Source organism: Paracoccus aerodenitrificans (assembly GCF_027913215.1).
Lineage (GTDB): Bacteria > Pseudomonadota > Alphaproteobacteria > Rhodobacterales > Rhodobacteraceae > Paracoccus > Paracoccus aerodenitrificans.
The window spans coordinates 416,262-438,160 of the sequence record NZ_CP115784.1 but is presented as its reverse complement, the minus strand read 5'-3'; the positions used below and the strand labels follow the sequence as shown (position 1 = coordinate 438,160).

At 60.5% G+C, this 21,899-nt stretch carries 24 protein-coding genes; 15 read left to right on the top strand and 9 right to left on the bottom strand.

Annotation, left to right across the window (positions count from 1 at the left end):
* Nucleotides 1–22: 22 nt before the first annotated feature.
* From PAE61_RS03455 to PAE61_RS03445, 3 genes are read right to left on the bottom strand one after another with little or no spacing between them, the layout of a single operon-like run.
* The gene (locus PAE61_RS03455; protein WP_271114029.1) at nt 23–1,381 is read right to left on the bottom strand and encodes a glutamine synthetase family protein; all 1,359 of its coding nucleotides are present in this window, start codon (nt 1,379–1,381) and stop codon (nt 23–25) included.
* Entirely contained in the window at nt 1,378–1,986 is a 609-nt protein-coding gene (locus tag PAE61_RS03450) for an FMN-binding negative transcriptional regulator (protein WP_271114028.1), read from the bottom strand. Before PAE61_RS03450 ends, PAE61_RS03455 begins: the two co-directional genes overlap by 4 nt.
* Nucleotides 1,986–2,684, bottom strand: coding sequence for a type 1 glutamine amidotransferase (locus PAE61_RS03445; protein WP_271114027.1), 699 nt, complete (start codon nt 2,682–2,684; stop codon nt 1,986–1,988). The genes PAE61_RS03450 and PAE61_RS03445 overlap by 1 nt, the downstream gene beginning before the upstream one ends.
* An 89-nt stretch (nt 2,685–2,773) precedes the next feature.
* On the opposite strand from PAE61_RS03445, the gene PAE61_RS03440 reads away from it, so the two are divergent.
* The 9 genes from PAE61_RS03440 to PAE61_RS03400 all read left to right on the top strand — a co-directional run bounded on the left by PAE61_RS03440 (nt 2,774) and on the right by PAE61_RS03400 (nt 13,744).
* Complete coding sequence (locus PAE61_RS03440) at nt 2,774–3,559, top strand: ABC transporter ATP-binding protein (RefSeq protein ID WP_271114026.1); 786 nt, start codon at nt 2,774–2,776, stop codon at nt 3,557–3,559.
* A 19-nt stretch (nt 3,560–3,578) separates the two neighbouring features.
* A complete protein-coding gene (locus PAE61_RS03435; protein ID WP_271114025.1) occupies nt 3,579–4,340 on the top strand; it encodes a transporter substrate-binding domain-containing protein in 762 nt (253 codons plus the stop codon).
* A gap of 45 nt (nt 4,341–4,385) precedes the next feature.
* Entirely contained in the window at nt 4,386–5,264 is an 879-nt protein-coding gene (locus PAE61_RS03430) for an ABC transporter permease (protein ID WP_271114024.1), read from the top strand.
* Nucleotides 5,261–6,085 (top strand): ABC transporter permease, encoded by an 825-nt coding sequence (locus PAE61_RS03425; RefSeq protein ID WP_271114023.1) that lies wholly within the window; start codon nt 5,261–5,263, stop codon nt 6,083–6,085. The genes PAE61_RS03430 and PAE61_RS03425 overlap by 4 nt, the downstream gene beginning before the upstream one ends.
* Nucleotides 6,086–6,088: 3 nt before the next feature.
* Nucleotides 6,089–7,420 carry a glutamine synthetase family protein gene (locus PAE61_RS03420; protein WP_271114022.1) on the top strand — a complete coding sequence of 444 codons (1,332 nt, stop codon included), beginning with the start codon at nt 6,089–6,091 and terminating at the stop codon, nt 7,418–7,420.
* A 204-nt stretch (nt 7,421–7,624) separates the two neighbouring features.
* The gene (locus PAE61_RS03415; protein WP_271114021.1) at nt 7,625–9,406 is read left to right on the top strand and encodes a monovalent cation:proton antiporter-2 (CPA2) family protein; all 1,782 of its coding nucleotides are present in this window, start codon (nt 7,625–7,627) and stop codon (nt 9,404–9,406) included.
* A gap of 242 nt (nt 9,407–9,648) precedes the next feature.
* On the top strand, nt 9,649–10,641 hold the full coding sequence (locus PAE61_RS03410) for a P1 family peptidase (RefSeq protein ID WP_271114020.1): 993 nt from the start codon (nt 9,649–9,651) through the stop codon (nt 10,639–10,641).
* Nucleotides 10,642–11,031: 390 nt separating this feature from the next.
* On the top strand, nt 11,032–12,504 hold the full coding sequence (locus tag PAE61_RS03405) for an NAD-dependent succinate-semialdehyde dehydrogenase (protein ID WP_271114019.1): 1,473 nt from the start codon (nt 11,032–11,034) through the stop codon (nt 12,502–12,504).
* Nucleotides 12,505–12,625: 121 nt separating this feature from the next.
* Nucleotides 12,626–13,744 (top strand): SH3 domain-containing protein, encoded by a 1,119-nt coding sequence (locus PAE61_RS03400; RefSeq protein WP_271114018.1) that lies wholly within the window; start codon nt 12,626–12,628, stop codon nt 13,742–13,744.
* A 50-nt stretch (nt 13,745–13,794) separates the two neighbouring features.
* Here the strand turns inward: PAE61_RS03400 and PAE61_RS03395 are convergent, their stop codons facing one another.
* Nucleotides 13,795–14,550 carry a DUF1013 domain-containing protein gene (locus tag PAE61_RS03395; RefSeq protein ID WP_271114017.1) on the bottom strand — a complete coding sequence of 252 codons (756 nt, stop codon included), beginning with the start codon at nt 14,548–14,550 and terminating at the stop codon, nt 13,795–13,797.
* Between the two features lie 258 nt (nt 14,551–14,808).
* Between PAE61_RS03395 and PAE61_RS03390 the strand changes: the two genes are divergently transcribed.
* Entirely contained in the window at nt 14,809–15,450 is a 642-nt protein-coding gene (locus tag PAE61_RS03390) for a ribonuclease T2 family protein (protein ID WP_271114016.1), read from the top strand.
* A gap of 30 nt (nt 15,451–15,480) precedes the next feature.
* Here the strand turns inward: PAE61_RS03390 and PAE61_RS03385 are convergent, their stop codons facing one another.
* Together PAE61_RS03385 and PAE61_RS03380 are read right to left on the bottom strand one after the other, a co-directional pair.
* Nucleotides 15,481–16,473, bottom strand: coding sequence for an NAD(P)H-quinone oxidoreductase (locus tag PAE61_RS03385; protein ID WP_271114015.1), 993 nt, complete (start codon nt 16,471–16,473; stop codon nt 15,481–15,483).
* Complete coding sequence (locus PAE61_RS03380; protein WP_271114014.1) at nt 16,470–17,114, bottom strand: COQ9 family protein; 645 nt, start codon at nt 17,112–17,114, stop codon at nt 16,470–16,472. Before PAE61_RS03380 ends, PAE61_RS03385 begins: the two co-directional genes overlap by 4 nt.
* A 97-nt stretch (nt 17,115–17,211) precedes the next feature.
* On the opposite strand from PAE61_RS03380, the gene rpsU reads away from it, so the two are divergent.
* The 3 genes from rpsU (at nt 17,212) to PAE61_RS03365 (ending at nt 18,329) form a co-directional block, all read left to right on the top strand.
* On the top strand, nt 17,212–17,418 hold the full coding sequence (rpsU, locus tag PAE61_RS03375) for a 30S ribosomal protein S21 (RefSeq protein WP_090524370.1): 207 nt from the start codon (nt 17,212–17,214) through the stop codon (nt 17,416–17,418).
* 136 nt (nt 17,419–17,554) lie between these two features.
* Nucleotides 17,555–17,965 carry an META domain-containing protein gene (locus PAE61_RS03370; RefSeq protein WP_271114013.1) on the top strand — a complete coding sequence of 137 codons (411 nt, stop codon included), beginning with the start codon at nt 17,555–17,557 and terminating at the stop codon, nt 17,963–17,965.
* Nucleotides 17,966–18,020: 55 nt separating this feature from the next.
* Nucleotides 18,021–18,329, top strand: a complete 309-nt coding sequence (locus tag PAE61_RS03365) for an META domain-containing protein (RefSeq protein WP_271114012.1) — start codon at nt 18,021–18,023, stop codon at nt 18,327–18,329.
* Here the strand turns inward: PAE61_RS03365 and recO are convergent.
* Nucleotides 18,316–19,029, bottom strand: a complete 714-nt coding sequence (gene recO, locus PAE61_RS03360) for a DNA repair protein RecO (RefSeq protein ID WP_271114011.1) — start codon at nt 19,027–19,029, stop codon at nt 18,316–18,318. The two genes, PAE61_RS03365 and recO, sit on opposite strands and share 14 nt — an antisense overlap.
* Nucleotides 19,029–19,496, bottom strand: coding sequence for a YbaK/EbsC family protein (locus PAE61_RS03355; protein ID WP_271114010.1), 468 nt, complete (start codon nt 19,494–19,496; stop codon nt 19,029–19,031). The genes recO and PAE61_RS03355 overlap by 1 nt, the downstream gene beginning before the upstream one ends.
* A 41-nt stretch (nt 19,497–19,537) precedes the next feature.
* Here PAE61_RS03355 and PAE61_RS03350 point away from each other — a divergent pair, with 41 nt between their 5' ends.
* Both PAE61_RS03350 and PAE61_RS03345 read left to right on the top strand, forming a co-directional pair.
* Nucleotides 19,538–19,855 carry a DUF8846 family protein gene (locus tag PAE61_RS03350; RefSeq protein WP_271114009.1) on the top strand — a complete coding sequence of 106 codons (318 nt, stop codon included), beginning with the start codon at nt 19,538–19,540 and terminating at the stop codon, nt 19,853–19,855.
* A gap of 112 nt (nt 19,856–19,967) precedes the next feature.
* A complete protein-coding gene (locus PAE61_RS03345) occupies nt 19,968–21,224 on the top strand; it encodes a lytic murein transglycosylase (protein WP_271114008.1) in 1,257 nt (418 codons plus the stop codon).
* 71 nt (nt 21,225–21,295) lie between these two features.
* Here the strand turns inward: PAE61_RS03345 and PAE61_RS03340 are convergent, their stop codons facing one another.
* The gene (locus tag PAE61_RS03340; protein ID WP_271114007.1) at nt 21,296–21,898 is read right to left on the bottom strand and encodes a pyridoxamine 5'-phosphate oxidase family protein; all 603 of its coding nucleotides are present in this window, start codon (nt 21,896–21,898) and stop codon (nt 21,296–21,298) included.
* Between the last annotated feature and the right edge of the window lies 1 nt (nt 21,899).

Genomic DNA, 21,899 nt, shown 5'->3' with positions numbered 1-21,899 from the left:
TCTCCGGGCCTGTTGGCGCAGCCTAAACGTTAAGAAGCAGATGCTCGCGTTCCCAGGGGGAAATGACCTGAAGGAACTCTTTATATTCATTCCGCTTCACGGCCTCATATACGGCTGCGAATTCCTCACCCAGCACCTGCTGCATCGGTTCGCTTTCCGACATCAGATCAAGCGCATCGCCAAGCGTCAGGGGAAGCTCGTCTTCCGAGATATAGGCATCCCCGATACATTCGGGGCGCGGATCAAGCGCCTCGGTGAGGCCCAGATAGCCGCAGGCCAGCGATGCGGCGATCCCCAGATAGGGATTGCAGTCCATGCCTGCCAGACGGTTTTCAACGCGCCGCGCCTCTGGCCCGGAAATCGGGACGCGCAGCCCGGTCGTGCGGTTATCGCGCCCCCATTCCAGATTGATCGGAGCCGCGAAATCCGGGACATAGCGACGATATGAATTCACATAAGGCGCGAGTAACGCGATGGCTGCCGGAAGATGGGTCTGCATCCCGGCGATGAAATGCAGAAACGCCGGAGCCTCGCGCCCCTTTTCATCCGAGAAGATATTGCGCCCGGTTTCTATATCCACGATCGAGTGATGAATATGCATGGCCGAGCCGGGTTCGCCCTCGATCGGCTTCGCCATGAAAGTGGCATAACAATCATGGCGCAGCGCGGCTTCGCGGATCATCCGTTTGAAATAAAAGATCTCATCGGCCAGCCTAACCGGGTCGCCATGCGCGAGGTTGATCTCGATCTGGCCTGCGCCGCCTTCCTGAAGAATTCCGTCGATCTCGAAACCCTGCGCCTCGGCGAAATCATAGATATCGTCGATGACCCTGCCATATTCATCCACTGCTGAAAGCGAATATGCTTGTTTGGCTGCGGCGCGGCGGCCGGTGCGGCCCATTGGCGGGATGATCGGCTGGTTGGGATCGGTATTCCGCGCGACAAGGAAAAACTCCATCTCGGGCGCGACAATGGGCTTCCAGCCCTTTTCCTCGAACAGCCCGACCACGCGCCTGAGCACGTTGCGGGGGGCGACAGGAACGGGCCGGCCCTGCTGATCGAATGCGTCATGGATCACCTGAAGGGTGAAATCCGCCGTCCACGGAGCCGCAGTCGTGGTAGAGTAATCCGGCGTGAGGATCATATCCGGCTCGGTAAAAGCTCCGCTTGGGTTATCCGCCCATTCTCCGGTGATCGTTTGAAGAAAGATCGAGTTCGGCAAGTAGAACATATCCTGCCGCGCGAATTTCGACGCAGGCATCGCCTTGCCCCGCGCCACTCCGGCAATGTCAGATACGATACATTCGACTTCATCCAGACGGCGGCCCTCGACATATTCCTGTGCCGCCTCCGGTGCTTTTTCCAGCCAGTCAGGCTTCATGAATCCCCCATTGCGGCCACCGACAACCCCGGATGAGTTGCCCCAAGCGCCTGTGCCACGCCGTCACGATCCGGCTGAGACCTGTTCTGGCCCGCCTTCCATTTGCCGCGCACATCCGTCACCCCGATCTCAAGGCCGACGATACCGCGAAGCTGCGAGGCAATGAAGCTCTCCGGCGCATCTGAGACCTCCCACGGCTCGCTGCGGTCATGCTCCATCAGATCGGTCAGAGCGCCGATCTGAGCCCGCAGCCACTCTGCATCGCTGGTCAGCCGAGCCTGCCCCCTAGCCTGGACCATCAGATAATTCCAGGTCGGCACCACCTTGCCAGTTTCCTTTTTCGTGGCGTACCAGCCGGGGCTGATGTAGCTTTGCTCGCCCTGAAACACCACCAGCACGTCAGATGCAGCTTCCAGTTCGCCAAGCTGCGGATTGGCCCGCGCCAGATGGGCGCGAAGCACCCCGTCGGGGCCAAGCTGAAACGGCACCGGATTCGCCACCGGGCCAGAGGGACCTGCCGTGATCAGCAATCCAAGCGGGTTGCTGCGGATCAGCGCCTTAAGCACCTCGGGCCGGGTTTCGGCGAATGCGGGCGGGCAATACATCAGGCGGTTCCTTCCCGCTGAACATCCGCCGCGCGGAAGAATGCCGCGATCTGGTCGGCAATGCGTGTGCTGTCGCGATGACCTCCCATTCGCGATATTGCCTGATCCAGCAGATCGTCGGGGACAACACCTTTCGCGCGTGTCTCGATCAGGCCCCGAACGAATGCGTCGTTGAACTCGGGATGCGCCTGCACGGTATAGGCATGACCCGGATAGATCAGCGCCGCATTGTCGCAGAACCCGCTGCTTCCGGCGATGACGGCGCTGTCCGGGCGAATCGTCACCTGATCCTGATGCCATGCGTTCAGTGTCACCGTCTCGCCGTCGAAATCATATTGCTGCGCCCCGACCGACCAGCCTCCGCTGAATTTCTCGACCTTGCCGCCAAGCGCCTGAGCGATGATCTGGTGACCGAAACAGATCCCCACCATCGGAACCGAGGCGTCGTAAGCATCCCGGATGAACTTCTCCAGCGGCGGAATCCAAAGATGCGGCTCATAGGCCCCGTGGCGAGAGCCGGTCAGAAGCCAGCCCTCCGCGTCCCGGACAGATTCGGGAAACTGCATCTCCTCGACAAGATAGACGCGGAAATCGAAGCCCTGCCCCGCAAGCAGACGCATGAACATATCGGGATAATCGCCCGCCTGTTCCTTCAGCGCCTCTGGTGCCTGCCCACATTGAAGAATGCCAATCTGCATGTTTTACCGCCGGTTTTACCTGAGCGCAGATTATGCTTCGCATGAAAGCGTTGCAATCGGGATCGGAATCACGCCAGATACGCGGCAGCATGAATGACAGAATTGAAAACTCACCGGTGATCCAGATTCGCGGCCTGCACAAGGCATATGGCGAATTGGAGGTGCTGAAAGGCGTGTCGCTGACAGCGCCTCGCGGGCATGTGGTCAGCCTTATCGGATCTTCGGGGTCCGGCAAATCGACCTTGCTGCGCTGCTGTAACCTTCTGGAAAACAGCCAGAAAGGCGATATCATCTTCGACGGAGAGCCGGTGCGCTGGAAAGGCACGGATTCCGCCCGTGTGCCTGCGGATAAACATCAGGTCAGCCGGATGCGGACAAGGCTGGCGATGGTGTTTCAGCAATTCAATCTCTGGGCGCATATGACGATCCTTCAGAACGTGATGGAAGCGCCCGTGACCGTTCTGGGCCAACCCCGTGCCGAGGTCGAACAACGCGCCCGGGCCTTGCTGGACAAGGTCGGTATCGGCAACAAGGCGGATGCCTGGCCGGCGCAGCTTTCGGGCGGACAGCAGCAACGCGCCGCGATTGCCCGCGCCCTGTGCATGGAGCCGATGGCTCTGCTGTTCGACGAACCGACAAGTGCTCTTGACCCGGAATTGCAGCAGGAGGTGGTGAAAGTCATCCGCGATCTTGCCGCCGAGCATCGCACCATGATTCTGGTCACACATGACATGCGGCTTGCCGCAGATGTCAGCGACCATGTCGTATTCCTGCATCAGGGACGGATCGAAGAAGAAGGTCCGCCCGATCAGGTCTTCGGCGCACCGAAAACCGACCGGCTGCGCCAGTTTCTTAGCGCCAGCATGGCGAACTGATTACCAACAGGAGAAGACGATGAAAAAACTTACCCTTGCCGCCGCATTGCTGGCAGTTACCGCCGGAGGGGCTTATGCGCAGACCGTGCGCATGGCCTCGGAAGGCGCCTATCCTCCCTATAACCTCGTGAATGAATCGGGCGATCTGGACGGGTTCGATATCGCTGTCGGAAATGAGATCTGCGCCCGCGCCGAACTTGAGTGCGTCTGGGTCAAGAATGACTGGGATTCGATCATCCCGAACCTCGTCTCGGGGAATTACGACGCCATTCTTGCCGCAATGAGCATCACCAATGAGCGCAAGGAATCCATCGGCTTTTCCGAAAGCTATATTCCGCCCGCGCCGTCATCCTATTTCGCCGTGACCGAAGAGCCTGACCTTTCCGGCGTGGTCGCCGCGCAAACCAGCACGGTGCAGTCGGCCTATATCTCGGAAAGCGACGCGACATTGCTGGAATTCGCCACCATCGACGAGGTCGCCGCAGCGGTCGGCAACGGCGAATCCGATGCCGGTTTCGGCGATCACGAGGTCGTCCGCCCCTTCGTCGAAGCCAGTCCCGATCTGATGTTCGTCGGCGATCAGGTGTTTCTTGACGAAGGCATCGGCATCGGGCTGCGGAAATCCGATACCGAGTTGAAAGAGAAATTTGACGCCGCAATTGCCTCGATGAAAGAAGACGGCACGCTGAACGGCCTGATCACCGAGTGGTTCGGTGAGGAAGCTCTGGTCTTCGGCGCGGACGGCACCGGCGTTCCGGCCTCGGAAGCGGCTGCGGAATAAGGACAATGCCCCGCCGCCCGTAACGGCGGCGGGGCGCATCGACGAATGTTCGAATATTGCGCCGATCTGGGCTCTCTTGAGGGGTATCGCTGGCTGTCGTGTTATCTCACGACAGGCACGCATATGCAGTTTTATGGCAGCTTCGGAACGGTTCTGTTCCTGCTTGCCGTGACCGCGCCGGTCGCGCTTTTGCTGGGATTCGGCGGAGCGCTTGCAGCGCGGTCGCAGATCGCCCCGCTTCGCTGGTTCGGAAAGATCTACACCTCGATGGTGCGCGGCGTGCCGGACATCATCTTTTTCATGTTCGTGCCGATCGCGCTTGACCAGCTTTTCGAATATCTCAGATCACGCGTGTATTGCGACACCTCCGTGCCGGTCCGGCAGGGGAATGAATTCATCGTCTGCGCCGAGGCCAAGCTGCCGCTTTCCTCCAGTGCCGAATGGGTGCATGACGCCTATGGCATGTTTCTGGCGATACTGGCCTTTTCCATCGTCTTCGGTGCCTTTGCCGCCAATGTGCTTTACGGCGCGATGAATGCGGTGCCGCGTGCGCAGCTTGAAACCGCCGAGGCGTACGGGATGAACCGCCGTCAGATGAATCGCCGCATTCTGATCCCGCAAATGTGGGCCTATGCGGTGCCGGGCCTGTCCAATCTGTGGATGATCCTTATCAAGGCAACGCCGCTTCTGTTCCTGCTGGGGGTCGAGGATATCGTCTATTGGGCGCGTGAACTCGGAGGCACCAAGACCGCAGGCTATGCCTATCCGCATGGCGACTGGCGGCTGTATTACTTCCTTGCGATCCTTGTCTTCTATCTGTTCATGACATGGGTCTCGGAGCGCGTTCTGGGCCGCGTGACCCGCCGCCTGTCGCTTGGCCAGTCAACGCTGGCGGGCGAAGCGATCAGGAAGGCAGGCGCATGAGCTGCGATCAGACGATCATCGATTACGGTCTGCGCTCAATCGGCATCGGCGAAAGGCTGCTGCCGCGCACGGAATTCGACCTGTGCACCCAGTTCACGCTGATCGGGTCGGGCATGATCTGGAACCTGTATTTCGGCATCTTCGCCCTGCTGATTGGGTTCTTCATTGCCAATGCCGTTGCGGTTGCCAAGACCTCGGACAGTATCTGGCTGCGCAAACCCGCAGACTGGTTCATCTTCATTTTCCGAGGAAGCCCGCTTTTCATCCAGTTCTTCCTCGCCTATCAGCTTTTCGTCCTGCTGCCCCGCACCGGGATCGAGATCCTCGGCATCACCGTCGCGACAAGCTGGCTGACGAAGGCCTGGGCGGGTGCTTTGATCGTGCTGGTGCTGAACACCGCCGCCTATTCCGCGCAGATCTTTTACGGAGCGCTGCAATCCGTCCCGAAAGGCGATCTTGAGGCCGCCGATGCTTTCGGTATGACCGGCTGGAAAAAATTCCGGCGCGTGGTCTGGCCGACAATGCTGCGGCTGGCATGGCCGGCCTACACGAATGAGGCGATCTTCCTGTTTCACGCAACGACGCTGGTGTTCTTTTCCAGCTTCCCGGCCTTCGCTCAGCAAGGGGATGCCCTGTATTATGCGAATTTCTTCGCCGATAAGACCTTCAACCCGTTCATCGCCTATCCCATCGCTGCGGCATATTTCATCATTCTGACGCTGCTGCTGATTTCACTGTTCGGGGTGGTCAATCGCCGCCTCAACCGGCATCTTCCCGGAACCGTAAGGCGCATCCGTTATCGGCCCCAACTGATCAGGTGATTTTTGAGCTGGCTTGCAGAACATCCCGAGGTACGAACGATCCGCGTCGCCGCCGCTGATCTGAACGGCGTTCCGCGCGGAAAGCGCGTACCGGCGCGTTTCGCAGGAAAGCTGCTGACCGAGGGTACAAAATTCCCCTACTCGGTCCTGAACATGGATATCTGGGGTGAGGATATCGAAGACAGCCCCCTTGTCTTCCAGACCGGCGATCCCGATGCGCTGCTGATGCCGACCGAGCGCGGCTTCATGCCGATGCCCTGGCTGGGTGCTCCGTCCGCGCTTCTGCCGATCTGGATGTTCCATCCCGATGGCCGCCCCTATGACGGCGATCCCCGTCAGGCACTTGCCCGCGTCGTCGATCGCTATAAGGCAGCGGGGCTGACCGCCGTTGTCGCAACCGAGCTGGAATTCTTCGTGATCGACGATTCCGGCAAGACCCTGCGCGTTCCTGTCAGCCCGCGCTCGGGCAAACGCCGGACCGGAGCCGAGACTCTGTCGCTGCGTGCGCTCGACGCGTTCGACCATTTTTTCACCCGGCTGTATGACGCCTGCGAGGAAATGGACATCCCGGCGGATACTGCGATTTCCGAGGCGGCGCTCGGTCAGTTCGAAATCAACATGATGCACCAGCCCGATCCGCTGAAAGCCGCGGATGATGCGTGGCTGTTCAAGATGCTGACCAAGGGCGTCGCGCGGGAATTCGGATTTGCCGCCAGTTTCATGGCGAAACCTTATGATGTCTGGTCAGGCTCTGGTCTGCATGTGCATTTCTCGGTGCTGGACGCGGATGGGCGCAATATTTTCGATGATGGCAGCGACAAGGGTTCGGACAAGCTGCGTCATGCCGTAGGCGGGCTGATCCGCGCCATGCCCGGCTCGACCCTGATCTTCGCGCCGCATGAGAACAGCTATGACCGGCTTGTTCCCAATGCCCATGCCCCGACCGGGATCGGCTGGGCTTATGAGAACCGGACAGCGGCAATCCGTATCCCGGCCTCCGGCCCGAAGGCCCGCCGGATCGAGCATCGCGTGGCCGGAGGCGACGTAAACCCCTATCTGATGATCGCCGCCATTCTCGGTGCGGCGCTGAACGGGATAGAGGACGCGCAGGAGCCACCGAAACCATTCGAGGGTAACGCATATGATAAGGGCCTGGAACAGCTTCCCGGCACCTGGTCCGACGCCATCGAGGCTTTCGACAAATGCCCTGAGGTCAAACGCATCTTCCCTCAGCATCTGATCGATAATTTCGTCATGACCAAACGGCAGGAGCTTCACTATATGGAAGAGCTGACCGACGAGGAAACCATCGAGCTGTACCTCGATACGGTTTGATTGTTCGGTCGTGGCAGGCGCTTCAGTCGGTGCGTGGCAGGTCAGGCAAAGCCATAACTGATTTTTAATGCATCCGCCCGGTATCGCAGTCGATATGAAGCTCTGAAGCGAGAATATCCTGCGTAAAACGTCAGAACGCGCTTGCGCGTCTGACGTGATCGCCGCATAGGCGGAAAAGACTGAAGAGTTAACGAAAGGCTACAGATGGCTGATCCTGCGACTCAGGCGGCAGAGGCCGCGCATCACGGTTTCGATGTTACCCCGATTGTGATCCTGCTGGTGGCAGCGGTGATCGCGGTGCCGATCTTCCGGCGGATCGGGCTGGGATCGGTACTCGGCTATCTGGCCGCGGGTCTGGTGATCGGACCTTATGGCCTTGGGTTCTTCGACGATGCGGAAACCATAATCAGCGTCGCTGAACTTGGCGTGGTGCTGTTCCTGTTCATCATCGGGCTGGAGATGCAGCCCACGCGGCTGTGGGCGATGCGGGGCGAGATATTCGGGTTGGGCGCGTTGCAGGTCTGTATCGCGATCTTCACGCTGATCTGGGTCGGCATTCTGCTGGGCTATCCGACCGAGGCGAGCTTCGTCGCGGGCACCGGCTTCGTGCTGACCTCGACTGCCATCGTCATGCAGATGTTGCAGGAAAGAAACCAGATGGGGACACCACCGGGGCGCAAGATGATCGCGATCCTGCTGTTCGAGGATCTGGCAATCGTGCCTCTGCTGGCGCTGGTGGCCTTTCTTGCGCCGGGGGGCGAAGAGGCGACGATGGCCGACCGGCTGACGGGGGTGAGCATCGGTCTGGCCGCCATCGCTGTGCTGGTGCTGGCAGGGCGCTATCTGCTGGACCCGATGTTCCGGCTGCTGGCCCGTTTCGGCGCACGCGAGGTGATGACGGCGGCCGCGCTGATGGTGGTTCTTGGCGCGGCGCTGCTGATGCAGATGGGCGGGCTGTCGATGGCGATGGGGGCGTTCCTTGCCGGCGTCCTGCTGTCGGAATCCAGCTTCCGTCACCAGCTTGAGGCGGATATCGAACCTTTCCGGGGCCTGCTTCTGGGGCTGTTCTTCCTTGGCGTCGGCATGGCGCTGGATCTGAACACGATTGCCGCGAACTGGGCTGTGATCGTGATTTCGGTCCCCGCCTATATGATCCTGAAGATGTTGGTGATCTATGTCGTGGCGCGGGTAACAAAATCCCCGCATCATGAAGCTCTCGAACGCGCCGTGCTGATGGCGCAGGGCGGCGAGTTCGCCTTTGTGCTCTATGCCTCGGCGACCCAATTCGGCATCCTGACGCCGGAATGGAACGCCAATCTGACCGCGATCATCATCATCTCGATGGTGCTGACGCCGCTGATGATCATGCTGCATGAACGTTTTGCGCATCGCGCAGGCACTTCGACCGAGGGGCTGGAGGAAGCGCACGACCTGCGCGGCAATGTGCTGCTGATCGGCTTTGGCCGTGTCGGCCAAATCGTCAGCCAGCCGCTTCTGGCGCAGGGCTACACGGTCTCGATCATCGACAAGGACCCGCAGCCGATTCAGGATGCCCGCGAGCATGGGTTCCGGGTTTGGTATGGCGACGGGGCGCGACTGGACATCCTGCATGCGGCGGGGGCCCAGAATGCGCAACTGATCGTGGCGGCGGCGAACGAGCCGGAGGCAGTTACCCGGATCGTCGAACTTGCCAAGGCCGAATTCCCGCTGGTCCCGGTTCTGGCCCGCGCCTTCGACCGCGAACATGCGGTGGAACTGGTCAAGGCGGGCGCGGATTACCATATCCGCGAGACCCTTGAGAGCGCGACTGAGATGGGCCGCGAGGCGCTGCTGCGTCTCGGTAAGTCGTCCGAAGAAGCCGATGAGGTGATCCGCGATTTCCGCGAACGCGACCGGGAACGCTTCGCGCTCGACATGGTCGAGGGCACGGTCGCGAGTGCGCGGCTGATGCATGGCAACCTAAATCAGGAAGAGGGCAGGCATTGAGTCTGCCCCTTGCCCATGCTGCCGGGGTGGTCCCTTCTTGTCTTAACCTGTAACGGAGCTTGATCGGACTGAGCGGCAATACCATCTGTGATCCGGGACAGTTGAGAAGCTCATACCTCATCTGTCCCACAGATATTCTCGGCTCTCCGATAAAAGACCGCGCACGCTAATTTCAGGCAGGCTTTAACCTTGCCTTTCATCCCGCCCGGCGACAGGCTGACACTCACCACACGGAGAGAATGATGCAAGCCGGGAAGCGGAACCTTATTACGGATGTTGCCGGGCTGATGGTCGGGAACGCTGCGGATGATCCGCTCAGGTCGGGGACGACGGTTCTGACCGGCTCGGCTCCCTTCGCGGCAGCCGTTCATGTGATGGGCGGTGCTCCGGGGACGCGGGAAACCGACCTGCTTGCGCCCGACAAGATGGTGCAGCAAGTCGATGCGATCTTTCTGTCGGGTGGCTCTGCGTTCGGTCTTGCGGCGGGGGATGGTATCATGGCCGGGCTGCACGCGGCGGGGCGCGGCTTCGCCGTCGGCAGCGCACGGGTTCCGATTGTACCCGGAGCGATTGTCTTCGACTTGACCAATGGCGGCGACAAGGATTGGCCGGAGAACCCCTATCCTGCACTCGGGCGGAAAGCCTGGGAAACCGCTGACCCGGATTTCGCCATCGGCACGGCAGGCGCAGGCACAGGTGCGATGACCGGAAACCTGAAAGGAGGTCTGGGATCTGCCTCGACCGTGCTTGATTGCGGGGTGACAGTCGGAGCTCTTGTCGTGGTTAACGCGCTCGGCTCGGCCACGATCGGGCAGGAGCGTCATTTCTGGGCCGCACCGTGGGAGCTGAACGGGGAATTTGGCGGTCTGGGAATGCCCAGTGAGTTTCTCCCTGCCGATGAACCTCTTCCCACGAAAGCGCTTGGCGAGGCGACAACCATCGCCATCGTCGCCACCGATGCCGCCCTCGGCAAGCCGGCCTTGCAGCGCCTGGCGACGGCGGCACATGACGGCATGGCGCGTGCATTGGTGCCAAGCCATACGCCATTCGACGGAGATCTTGTCTTCGCCGTATCCACCGCTGCCCGCGAGCTTCCAGATGCGGATGTGACTCCGTTTCAATTGGGTCACGCCGCCGCGTCAACTCTGGCCCGCGCCATCGCCCGTGGCGTCTACGCAGCCAGTCCTCGTTCCGGGGATCTGCAGAAATGCTGGTCGCAACTGGACGAAAAATAAGCCCGGAACGGAGGAAGGCGGAGCCATTGCTCCGCCTTCCTGATCACCAAGAGGGAACTTAGCGATAAGGATAAACGAATTTCGGGGCGTCTGGGTTCACAGGAACTTTCTGACCGTTAATCTTTACATCGCATTCTGTCGCGGATCGCGTGTTCTTGAAACCATCAAAAATTCGCAATAATTAAATATAAAGAAATAGATGAAGAACATTCTTCTGCGGCGGCATACAAGAAAGTTTCAGCTATATTTGATACCTTTTTCACCTCTCTGTGATCGGTGAATTCCGCCCGAATGCACCTGCAACCTGTCCCGCAGACGAATGGCACCCCCCTTGTCATATGCCAGCAAACGCGCAACCGTAGCGGCAACCCCTCCCGAGGAGATATTCCCATGAACAAGCATTCCACCGATCTGAAAATGACGCTGAACGATCCCTCGCTTCTGGAAACCCGCGCCTTTGTGGCCGGCGAGTGGATCGAGGCCGATGACGGCAAGACCTTCGAGGTGATCAACCCCGCACGGGGCGACGTGATCGCCGAGGTTGCCGATCTGTCCCGCGCCGAGGTCGCCCGCGCCATCGAAGCCGCTGCCGAGGCGATGAAGGACTGGAAAGCCCGCACGGCGAAAGAACGCGCCCAGATCATGCGGAAATGGTACGATCTGATGATGGAAAATCAGGACGATCTGGGTCGCATCCTGACTGCCGAGATGGGCAAGCCGCTTGCCGAGGCGAAGGGCGAAATCGCCTATGGCGCCAGCTTCATCGAATGGTTCGGGGAAGAGGCAAAGCGCGTCTATGGCGAAACCATTCCCGGACATCAGCCCGATAAGCGGCTGAGTGTGATCCGTCAGCCCATTGGGGTTGTCGGCTCGATCACGCCGTGGAATTTCCCCAACGCAATGATCACCCGCAAATGTGGTCCGGCCATTGCGGTCGGCTGCGGCTTTGTCGGTCGCCCTGCCGCCGAAACTCCGCTTTCCGCATTGGCCCTTGCCGTATTGGGAGAACGCGCAGGGCTGCCGAAAGGGATCCTCTCCATCGTCACCTCATCGCGCAGCAGCGATATCGGCAAGGAGTTCTGCGAAAACCCACTGATCCGGAAACTGACCTTCACCGGCTCGACCGAAGTCGGACGCATCCTGCTGAGACAGGCCGCCGATCAGGTGCTGAAATGCTCGATGGAACTGGGTGGCAATGCCCCGTTCATCGTCTTTGACGATGCCGATCTGGATGCAGCTGTGGAAGGTGCGATGGCCTCGAAATTCCGTAATAACGGGCAAACCTGCGTCTGCGCCAACCGGATCTATGTTCAGTCCGGCGTTTATGAAGCCTTCGCCGAAAAGCTCGCCGCCGCAGTCGCGAAACTCCGCGTGGGCGACGGGATGGAGGACGGTGTAACCACCGGCCCGCTGATCAATGAAAGCGCCGTCGAGAAGGTCGAGGAACATATTGCAGATGTCGTGGATGGCGGCGGCAAGGTCGTCACCGGAGGCAAACGCAAGGACGGGCTGTTTTTTGAACCCACCGTCGTCACCGGCGTCACCGACAAGATGAAGGTCGCGACCGAGGAAACCTTCGGCCCGCTTGCCCCTCTTTTCCGCTTCGACACCGAGGAAGAAGCAATAGAGAAGGCCAATAACACGATTTTCGGCCTCGCCTGCTATTTCTATGCGCGGGATGTCGGTCGTGTGACCCGCGTTCAGGAGGCGCTGGAATACGGGATTGTCGGCGTGAATACCGGCATAATCTCGACCGAGGTCGCACCGTTTGGCGGCGTCAAGCAGTCCGGCCTTGGCCGCGAAGGAAGCCGTCACGGCATGGAGGATTATCTTGAGATGAAATATATCTGCCTGTCGATCTGACGGAACCTTCCGCCGCAAATATGGTTTCGCAAAGACGGTGCCTTTCAGGCACCAGATGCGTCCGGCTGCGCGGCGTGTCCGCAGGCTTTCAATCTAAACTATAACAAAAATGAGGCAAATCATGATCGGCAGGTTTTTATGCGCAACGGCCATTGCGCTGACACTGACTGGCACGGCTATGGCACAGGAGGCGGCCGCTCCGACGCCGATCATCTTCCCTGCCGGAAGCAGTGGGATCAAGGTCGATGGCAGCGTCTCCGGCGACGGGCTAACGGATTACATCCTGTCCGCCCGTCGTGGTCAGACGCTTCAGATCACGATGACCACCGATAACGCCTCAAGCTATTTCAATATCTACGCGCCGGGGGCGGTCCCGGGCGAAGATGAGGCGCTGTTTATCGGCAGCACAACCGGCAATGAGGCGTCTCTGGCTCTGCCGGAGGACGGGGCATATCTGATCCGGACCTATCTGATGCGCAGCGCCGCACGCCGCGACGAAAACGCGACCTATACGCTGGATGTCAGCGTCACCGGCGATGCTGCGGCGGATACAGCGACTGCAGACCCGGCCGGGGCAGGCCCTGATTTCGTCAATGTCACCGGCCTTGAGGGGCATCTGAATATCCGGTCGGACCCGTCTACCACAGCGACGGTCACCACCACCGTTCCACCCGGAGAGCGGCTGCGTAATCAGGGCTGCAAACAGGTCGGAGACACAAGCTGGTGCCAGGTCGAGACCCTTGCTGCATCCCCGGTCGCAGGATGGGCGGTCGGCAGCTATCTTGAAGCCGCCAAGGCAGATGCGCCAGAGCCACCTGCCGAACAGGTTTCCGCTGAAGCCCCTCCGCCAAACCCCGCCACCAAGGCTGATCGTCCTGCGGATGCTCCGACGACTGTCCCGAATGCCCCGACACCGCCGCGCCCTCCAGCCGTTGTGTCCGACACAAAACCCGCGCCGAAACCAGCAATGCCCGAGGATACCGCAAAAGGCGCTCTGCCCTGCTCGACCCGGCTGGGGATGCCAACCCGCGATTGCGGCTTCACCGTCACCCGGCAGGGGAATGGCAATGCCTCGCTCAAGATTGACTGGCCGGATGGCGGCTCACGGGAGATCCATTTCGAAAATGGCGCACCGGCCGAGCGCGACGATCAGATCACCGAACGGCGCGGCGATCTGACCGTCATCAATATCGGAAATGAGCGCTACGAAATCCCCGATGCGGTCATTCTGGGCGGGTAAGAGAATGCGAAGAACGAAAAGGCCCCGGAAGTCCGGGGCCTGTGACAGTCTTACCTGTCGTTCTCGTCCTCATCATCCTCGTCCGAATCCGGCAGGTTGAAGAAGCTGTCCGCATCCAGATCGCGCTCGGGCGCTTTGTCCTCGTCGCGGTCATCCGAAAGCGAGAAGTTCTCAAGCCCGGCAATGGCGCTCGGCAGGCGCGGCTCATTTTCCATCGACAGAGAGGTCTCGGTCGATACCAGCTTGCGGCGTTCATCATCGGACATGACGCCACCCTCAGCCGACTGCTTCTTCGCAGCTTTCTGAACCGCTGCATCCAGCTCGGTCTGCTTGCAAAGCCCAAGCGCAACCGGGTCGATCGGCTGGATATTCTGGATATTCCAATGCGTCCTGTCACGGATCGCCTGGATCGTCGGCTTGGTGGTCCCGACCAGCCTTGCAATCTGGGAATCGGCCAGTTCAGGGTGGAACTTGACCAGCCATAGGATCGCCGCAGGCCGGTCCTGCCGCTTCGACAGAGGCGTATAACGAGGCCCGCGACGCTTCTCTTCGCCCTCAGCGGCCGGGTTATGCTTCAGCCTCAGCTTGTACGCCGGGTCTTTCTCGCCCTTGTCGATCTCGGACTGATCGAGCTGATGCGAGGCAATCGGATCGAAGCCCTTCACACCCGCGGCAACATCGCCATCCGCAATCCCCTGCACCTCAAGCTCATGCAGACCACAGAAATCGGCAATCTGTTTGAAGCTGAGCGTCGTATTGTCAATCAGCCAAACGGCAGTCGCTTTGGCCATCAGCGGTTTGTTCATCGGATCTCTCCTTCGCATATCTCTCCCGGCCGGGAAAACGGCGTTTTGGCAAGGCCAGTCCACGTTTTCGGGAGAATTCGGCAGTCTTTATACGCACTGAGAGGACGAAGGAAAAGGGGTTTTCGCCAGCTTCCCGACAACCTGCACATTCACCCTGACCAAATATCCTCGGGGGTGCGGGGGCAGACAGCCCCCGTTTCAAAACTCGCATCCCGCTCCGATCACGCGTAAAAAGACACGGCATAGCCGGAGCACCTCATGCGCATCGCCGCCGTCCTGATCGCCATCGCTCTTTTTTTCGCTGCGCCAGCCAGTGCTCAGCAGCATCGCGCGGGCGAATTCGATTATTACGTCATGGCGCTGAGTTGGTCGCCAAGCTGGTGCCGCTCGACGGGCGATCAACGCAACGCGGCGCAATGCGACCCCGGCGGCAAGGTTGATTTCGTGCTGCACGGACTGTGGCCGCAATATGAGGAAGGCTGGCCGGAAAATTGCCGCACCGATGAACGCGACCCTTCACGGCGTGAGACGCAGGCAATGGCCGATATCATGAGCTCGGGCGGGTTGGCATGGTATCAATGGCAGAAGCATGGAAGATGCTCGGGCCTGTCAGCGGCGGATTACTATCAAATCTCGCGCGAGGCATTCCGCTCGGTGACATTGCCCGATTATTTCGTCGATCTGGACCGGGATATCTCGATCCCGCCCGAATTGATTGAGGAGGCGTTCATCGAATTCAATCCCGAACTGACCGCCGACGGGATCACCGTCACCTGCCGGAACGAGGATCTGCAGGAAATCCGCATCTGCCTGACGCGCGATCTGCAACCCCGCGACTGCGCCCCCGATGTGCGCCGGGATTGCAGCCGCAATTCGGTGATCATGGAAAAGGTACGCTGACAGCATCCTGTCCGGCGACGATCCGAAGGATCAGTCCTGCGGCACCCGCATGACGATCTTGCCGATATGACCGCTGCTTTCCATATGCTCATGCGCTTTCGCGGCATCCGTCAGATCGAACTCACTGTCGATCAGCACCCTGACCTTTCCAGCGGCGATCATCGGCCAGACATGCTGGCGCAGCTCTGCCGCGATCCGCGCTTTTGCGGCGTCAGACTGAGGACGCAGGGTCGAGCCGGTAATCGTCAGACGCCGCATCATGACATGCGCGAAATTGATCGTCGCTTTCGGTCCCTGCAAAAACGCGATCTGAACCAGTCGTCCATCCATATCCAGCGATTTGAGGTTCTTTTCGATATAATCGCCCCCAACCATGTCGAGGATCAAATTCGCGCCGCCTTCATCCCGCATGATCTGAACGAAATCCTGCTCTCGATAATTGATCGCGTTCGCGCCGAGTCCCGCGCAGGCATCGCATTTCTCAACAGAACCTGCTGTCGCCCAGACCCGCGCACCAAGCGCCGTCGCGATCTGGATCGCCATCGTCCCGATACCCGATGAGCCGCCATGCACAAGAAACCGCTCTCCAGCCTGCAAACCGCCGCGCATGACCACATTCGACCAGACGGTGAAGGCGGTTTCGGGCAGAGCCGCAGCCTCGCGCATATTCATGCCCTGAGGAATTGGCAGGGCGTGGCTGTGATGGCAGGCGACATATTGGGCATAGCCACCGCCGGGCAGAAGCGCACAGACCTCATCGCCGGGTTTCCAGCCGGTGACGCCGCTGCCGACAGCGACGACGGTGCCCGCCCCTTCCAGCCCCGGCAGATCCGAGGCACCCGGCGGCGGGGCGTAATTGCCCTGACGCTGCGCGACATCGGGGCGGTTCACCCCGGCATAGGCCAGCCGGATCACGATCTGATCATGGCCGGGCATCGGCACGGGACGGGTGGTCTCTTTCAGGACCTCCGGTGCTCCGGGCTGGGAAATCTCGATCGCGCACATCGTGTCGGGCAGGTTCATGGGGTTTTTCCTTCCTCGGTGTTTTTTGGGGCGCGGATCCATCCGGTCGCCAGATCCGTCAGAATGGCGACACCGGGCAGTTTCCGCGCCGAAGCCTTAATCTTTTCAAACTGCATCACCCCGTCAATCCGGCGTTCGATAAAACCGCGCGTATCGACGCGATCCTCCGAAAAATCGCCAAGCCAGTACAGCACACATGACGCATAGACCGCCGAGAGGGTCGCGCGTTTCGAATACCAGTTCACGTCATCCGAGCTGTCGCCAAGTCCGGTCCAGATCGTATCCGCCGTTTCCCATATCAGCCTGCCCGCCAGCGGCTGATTCGGTGGCAGCGCCAGCACCGAGGACGCCGCGCGGACAAGCTCGGGGTCCGAGAGTTCAAGCCGTTGCCGGATCGCCTGCCCGATACGCTCACGAATCTTGCCATCGGGCGCATTTTTCATCCATTCCGCCAAACGCGCATCGCCGCGCCGGTGTATCCAAGCGGCAAGATCCACCCCACCCCCCGGGAAAAAGGCGAAGGCGACATCTTCGGAAAGATCCAGATCGCGGGCGGCTGCGCGAAGCGCTTTGTCATTCATGCCATCGAATGCCACATGGGTGATCGCGGCCTCGGCAAGCCTGTCTCTGGTGTCGGTCATCGATTCTCTCCGGGCTGGACAAAGGCGCGAAACCGCCTTATATCAACGCTTCCTGCAATTTCATTTAACTCTAACCTAGGAAGGTGGTGACAACCACATGCAGGTGAACGTTCGCGACAATAACGTCGAACAGGCAATGCGCGCCCTGAAGAAAAAACTTCAGCGCGAAGGCGTGTTCCGTGAGATGAAGCTTCGGCAGCATTTCGAGAAACCGTCCGTCAAGAAGGCCCGTGAAAAGGCCGAGGCCGTGCGCCGCGCCCGCAAGCTGGCCCGTAAAAAGGCACAGCGCGAAGGTGCTCTGTAAGACGAGCGAACCGTTTGAGGTTCAAAAACCCCCGTCGGCCCGGCCTGCGGGGGTTTTCTCATGAAATGGCCGGGGCGAGGTGTTCTGGCGGAAATCCGTTTCGCCTCTGCCCCGATTACAGATCCCGGGACATAAGATGAAAGCAGTCTCTGTCGCCTCGATCATATTGCTGACGGCCTGTTCCGCAGGGCTTCCGCCGGAAGAACGGCTGGATGGCATCGACTGGAAGCTGATGCAGGTGAATAGCATGCCTTGGGTCTATGACGTTTCCCTGCGGCTTGACGGTGACCGGCTGTCCGGCGTTCTGCCCTGCAACGCCTATTCCGGGGCACGCGCGGGGACAGCACCTGCCTTCGGCGCCCTCGATCTTGAAGTTACGGAAATGGCCTGCGCCGATCCCGGCCGGGTTGAGGCCGAAGCGGAATATCTGGCACATCTTGCCCGCGCCATCGCCATTGAGCGGGAGGGTGGCTTGATGATACTGACCGGACCGGACACAGAATTGATTTTTGAACCAAGAGAGGCACGGGGCGATGAAGTATTCTAGGATTGTCGCGGCAGTATTCCTTGCAGCGACCGCTGCATGCAGCATGGATGGGCAGATGGGTTTCGATGGCACTTACCGGCTCGCCGATATTGACGGGCAGCCGATTACGGGCAGCGCAACGCTGATGGTCGATGGCAGCCAGATCTCTGGCATGGGGCCATGCAATGCCTATCGCAGCGAAAACCTTGCCGAATGGCCTCAGATACAGCTTACCGCCGTCGCCGCGACGAAAAGGCTGTGCCTCGTTGAGGGCGGCGAACAGAAATATCTGACTGCACTGGCACAGGTCAGCGAAGGACGTCGCGAGGCAGAAGAGCTTATCCTCAGCGGACCGGATCACATCCTGCGTTTCACCGCCGAGTAAGCCGGGCCACAAGCCGTTCCCGCGCTGCTGGCAGAGGCCGTGAGATATGGGCCGCTGCCAGCCGGGTGTGAAGAAAATGCCCACTCAGCCGCAGAGCATGGACCAGATCGTCATTGCTTGGCGGTCCTCCGAACATCTGCGGCAGGCGAAGCAGGCGCGGCGCATATTCACCGGCCCCTTCAGCGGTCACGGCACGCCCGGAAGCGGGGCTGACATAGCTCAGCCCCGACTGCGCCCCGGTCACGGCGCATCGGGACAGATCGATGCCGAAACCCATCTCATCCAGCAGCATCAGCTCCCATCGTGCATAGGCTTCCGACCAGTCCTCTGCCGAATCCATCGCATCCCATAATGCTTCGGATGCCAGAACAAGACTGGGATGGGGATCACGCTCGGGCAGTGCAAAGCGCAGCAAGGCGGCGGTCGCGTTCATTCCGTCAAGCGCAAGCGCCGAGTTCAGAATGCCGGGCCGGGCCTGCAATGGCTCAACGCTGAACGTCCCCAGTTGATACTCAAGCCGGGCGCGCCAGAGGGCGGAAACGCGACTTCCGGGCTGAAGCATGGCCGATTTACTGCGCCCTGCCCCGCCCGGCACAAGGCCGCTGACCCGACCGGCATCGAGGCTCAGCAGATCGAGAACCACCGCATTTTCACCATGCGGGCGGCGTCCGATGACCGTGCCTTCGCCGCGCCACTCCATCAGGCGGTGAAATCTCCGCGTTTTGCACCGCTGATCCTGACCAGATCCGGGGGCGCAATCGCAAAGACATGGCGCGGCGTTCCGGCAGCGGCCCAGACCGTGTCAAACTCCTCAAGACGCGGATCAATGAAAGCCGCGATCTCGGTCAGATGCCCGACCGGAGCGACGCCGCCAATCGCAAACCCGGTCTCCGCGCGGATCAGCGCGGCATCGGCCTTGCCCAGTTTCTGCCCCGCAAGCGCCGTTGCCTTTTCCGCATCGACGCGGTTGCCGCCAGCGGTCAGGAACAGCACGGCATGGCCTGTGTCTTCTCCCCGGAAAATGATCGACTTGGCGATCTGATCGACCTCGCACCCGACCGCGGCCGCCGCATCCGCCGCTGTACGGGTATCGCCCATTTCCCGGATCTCTGTCTCTAGTCCCGCCTCTTTCAACGCGGCTTCGACTCTTGCCAAACTCTTGCTCATCAAGCACTCCCTTGTTGGATACCAGAAGTAAGGGGAGCCGCATGGCGCAACAAGTCTATACGCTGCTGGTGCAGGTCGGCCGCAGCAAAGGGGATGGGCTGCCCAGGAAAGCAACCGGGGCGGGTCTGCTGTGCTATGCTTCGGGGAAGGATGAGGACGAGGCCGTGCGCGAAACCGTCGCCATTCTCAAACAGGCCGAGATGGCACCGCTCGATGTGACCGGCTATGGTACGCTCGCAGAGCGCGAGGCCGAGGGGCATGAGATCGGTGACGAGGATCGTGCCCTGATGCAACGCGCCCTTGACGAAAATGCTGTCATTGTCGCGCAGGTCGAGCCGTTCTTTCCCGGCAAGGATTAACAAATCCCATGCGCAGCTTTCCGCCGACACGAATCACGCTGCACCACCCGGTTTCCCTTGTTACAGGGCTGCGCTATCGTGGCGGCAAATCACCTTTCAGGCAGGGCAAAACATGAGCAGAACCTTTATCAGACTGACGATCACCGCCGCATCGCTTGCGGTCCTGGCGGGCTGTGCCGCACCGGTCAGCACGGTTTCCAGCGGATCATCGGTCGCGCCGGACCCCATTCCTCAGGCCTCACCGGCCTCTGAGCAAGGGCTTCAGAACTGGATTCGTAATTTCCGGCCCCGCGCCCTGTCCTCGGGGATCAGCCCGGCGGTTTACGACAATGCAATGCGGATCGCCCGCTACAACCCCGAGGTGATCCGCCTTGATCGCCGGCAGGCCGAGTTCAGCCGCCCGGTCTGGGAATATCTGGACAGCGCCGCATCGGACAGCCGGACCACCAAGGGACGCGGGCTGGCCCGGACCCATGCCGCTGTACTGAGTCAGATCGAAAGCCGCTATGGCGTGGATCGCAACATTGTCATGGCGATCTGGGGTATGGAGTCGAATTTCGGCGGCAATCGCGGCAGAATGCAGATCATCCCGTCTCTGGCCACGCTGGCATATGATGGCCGTCGCGGAGAGATGTTCTCGAACCAGCTGATCGCCGCGCTGAAGATCCTTCAGGCCGGGGATACCGATCCCGCGAATATGCTGGGAAGCTGGGCCGGTGCGATGGGTCACACACAGTTCATGCCGACCTCCTATCTGGAATATGCGGTCGATTTCAACGGGGACGGGCGGCGTGATATCTGGTCGGACGATCCGACGGACTCGCTGGCATCGACGGCGGCCTATCTGAACCGGTCCGGCTGGGTTCCGGGACTGCCCGCCGTGGTCGAGGTGCAGTTGCCCTCCGGGTTCAACTATAGCCAGACCGGGCGCAGCAATGTGCGCTCGGGCAGTGCATGGGCGTCACAGGGTGTACGCGCCGTGAACGGTCAGACACTGCCTTCGGGCGGGATTATCGCCCCCGCAGGCCGGTCGGGACCTGCTTTCCTTGTGACACGCAACTTCATCGCGATCCGTGCCTATAACGCCTCGGATAACTATGCGCTTGGCGTCGCCATGCTGGGGAACCGCATCAGCGGCGGGCCGGGCATTGTCGGGGCGTTCCCGCGCGAGGCGGGATCTCTGACGCATAATCAGAAGGAAGAAGTGCAGCGCCTGCTGAACCGTCTGGGATATAATGTCGGAGAACCCGACGGTGCGATCGGTGAGAATACCATTGCCGGGATCAAGGCATTCCAGCGCCGGATCGGGGTTGAGCAGGACGGCTATGCGAACACGACATTGCTTAAGCAGTTGCAGCAGGCCACCTGACGGAGTGGGGGCGCTGCCCCCGACCCCCCAGGATATTTAAGCCAGTGTGAACAGACAGAAATGCGCCGGGATCACCACATGGTCCTGGCGGCGCGTTCCGGCCATTCCTCGTCATAGGCAGCGCCGCCGACCTCGCCTGCGGACATGGCGGACAGGATCATTCCGGGAGAGGGCAGACCCTGACTGTCATCATCCCCAGACCAGAGACCGGCGCGCAGGATTGCACGGGCGCATTGGAAATAGATCTCGGCAATGCGGATGATAATGACGGTGCGCGGCTGGTTTCCATTGCGGTCGAACTCTGCGCATAGCGCCGCATCATCGGTGATCCGGGCCGCGCCGTTCACGCGGATCACATTGCCTGAGCCGCGCAGGAAAAACATCAGGCTGACTCGTTCGTCCTGTGCGATATTCAGCAGGCTGTCGATGCGATCATTCCCGCGCCAGTCCGGAAGTGCCAGCGTGCCCGCATCGAGGATGCGCACGACTGGCCCGTCATCGCCGCGCGGGCTTGCATCCGTGCCATCGGGTCCAACGGTGGACAGAACGCAGAACCGCGCACGCTCGATATAGCTGCGATATTCATCCGTCAGACGGGTGGCAACCTTGCGCAATGCGGCGGGACCGGGTGCGCCATAGATCTGTGCAAGATCAGACGGAACCAGCCACCGCATT